2 protein-coding genes are annotated in these 1,444 nt (G+C 47.3%); one reads left to right on the top strand and one right to left on the bottom strand.

What is annotated here, in order from left to right; all coding sequences use genetic code 11:
• Window positions 1-491, top strand: a 491-nt coding sequence (locus tag RMX98_RS36225) for a hypothetical protein (protein WP_409881994.1), incomplete at its 5' end; no start/stop codon positions are given.
• A 601-nt stretch (window positions 492-1,092) separates the two neighbouring features.
• Here the strand turns inward: RMX98_RS36225 and RMX98_RS36220 are convergent.
• On the bottom strand, window positions 1,093-1,290 hold the full coding sequence (locus tag RMX98_RS36220) for a hypothetical protein (protein WP_409881993.1): 198 nt from the start codon (window positions 1,288-1,290) through the stop codon (window positions 1,093-1,095).
• Window positions 1,291-1,444 lie beyond the last annotated feature (154 nt).

Here is a 1,444-nt window from a genome sequence, read left to right as displayed (position 1 = left end):
TGGAGTCAGTTGCAACGGCTCCCCCTTCCCCCCTGCACCCTAGTTACGATTCTTACTGGGATGAAACCAATGGCGATCGCAAATCAACCCGTGTTCTGGAACAGGACACAGACTCAAGCCAATTAATCAGTAATCACTCGCAAAAAACCGGGGGCGATCGCCGCAAGAGTGTTCTGGAACGTGATACCAAAAATCCTGTTCCAGAACAAAAAACCCCAGGATTGGGAGACTATACCGATGTTCCAGAACACATTTTAGCCGTTCCAGAACATCTTCACTGGGTAGAAAAGTACTGCCCTTCTAACCGCAAAGATCATCTGTACTATCGCTATTGCTGGAAGGCCCAGGGGAAGATTAAGCATCGGCATATCACCGGGGGGAATGTGCGATCGCAGTTGGCGCAGCACAGGAAGGGGGAGGTTGAGATTGCGATCGCAGATGGATTAACCCCGGTGGAGATTGAAAAATTAATCCGCTCCTGGCGCTCCTAATTCCTAACTCCCTATGCTGCTCCGAACAAAAAAACCGGACTGGACACTTTTTGAGAACGATTTTGCGCCATTGTAGGGATTATGTTCATGCAGTGAACATTTTAAAATGCGATCGCAATCTGTGAGGGATTGCGATCGCATTTTTTTGGGGACTTATCGCCAATAGGCAAGTCCAACAATAGCCACATTTTGGCTTTTGTTCGCTGTGAGTGGATTAGAAGCGTTCCACATCATGAGAAAAACCTATCATGCTGCTACCACGCTCGTCAACTCAGTAGTGTCAGGCATTCTCAATAATGATTTTCGCCGTGCGGGCCTCTCAAGGGTGCGAGCGCGCCGGGGCTGCTTGAAGCTCCCTCGAAAGCTGAAATCATTGATTTATCTAGGTTTTTCTGGATAGGATAGAAATTATTTTTGAAGGTGATGAGTGAAAATTGTAAAAATCATGGATGAGCTAATGAAACTGAGTTTCATTAAGCAGTGTAAGAGAGCCACCAAGTGAGATCGAAAAGTTGATTCACTCCTGGCGTCCCCATTCCCCATTCCCCATTTTCCAATGCCCAATGCCCAATGCCCAATGACGAATGACGAATAACTAAGTTTATCGCCGCCCGTCATCGTCATCATCGTTCACGTCAGAGATGACGATATTCACCGCGTCAGACCCAGCCTCGAACGCAACAATGGTAAATGTCTCACCATAGCCATCAGTCAGGCAAATAGGTGCATCACTGGGAAAGTTTTGTAATTCTTGAATCAGGTCTTGAACCGTGGTGGTTTCTTTGGTTGCAGTGGTCATATTTTCTCCAATAAAGCAGGCGATCGCCAAACTAAGGCCAGCGATCGCAATTTGTACTGATATCTATTAGCTTCACTACCTTATCCCATCGGCGGCTATTGGTTGTGCAGAAGTGCGATCGCAGTCCGTCTCATCCCCAGTCGCCAATGCCCAA

It is taken from the genome of Nostoc sp. DedQUE02, assembly GCF_034531035.1.
Taxonomy (GTDB): Bacteria; Cyanobacteriota; Cyanobacteriia; order Cyanobacteriales; family Nostocaceae; genus Nostoc.
This window is presented reverse-complemented; position numbering and strand designations above follow the sequence as displayed.

What these genes read in the sequence shown, in the direction of transcription:
- RMX98_RS36220 (WP_409881993.1), bottom strand. Translation starts at nt 1,290, where the DNA reads ATGACCACTGCAACCAAAGAAACCACCACGGTTCAAGACCTGATTCAA.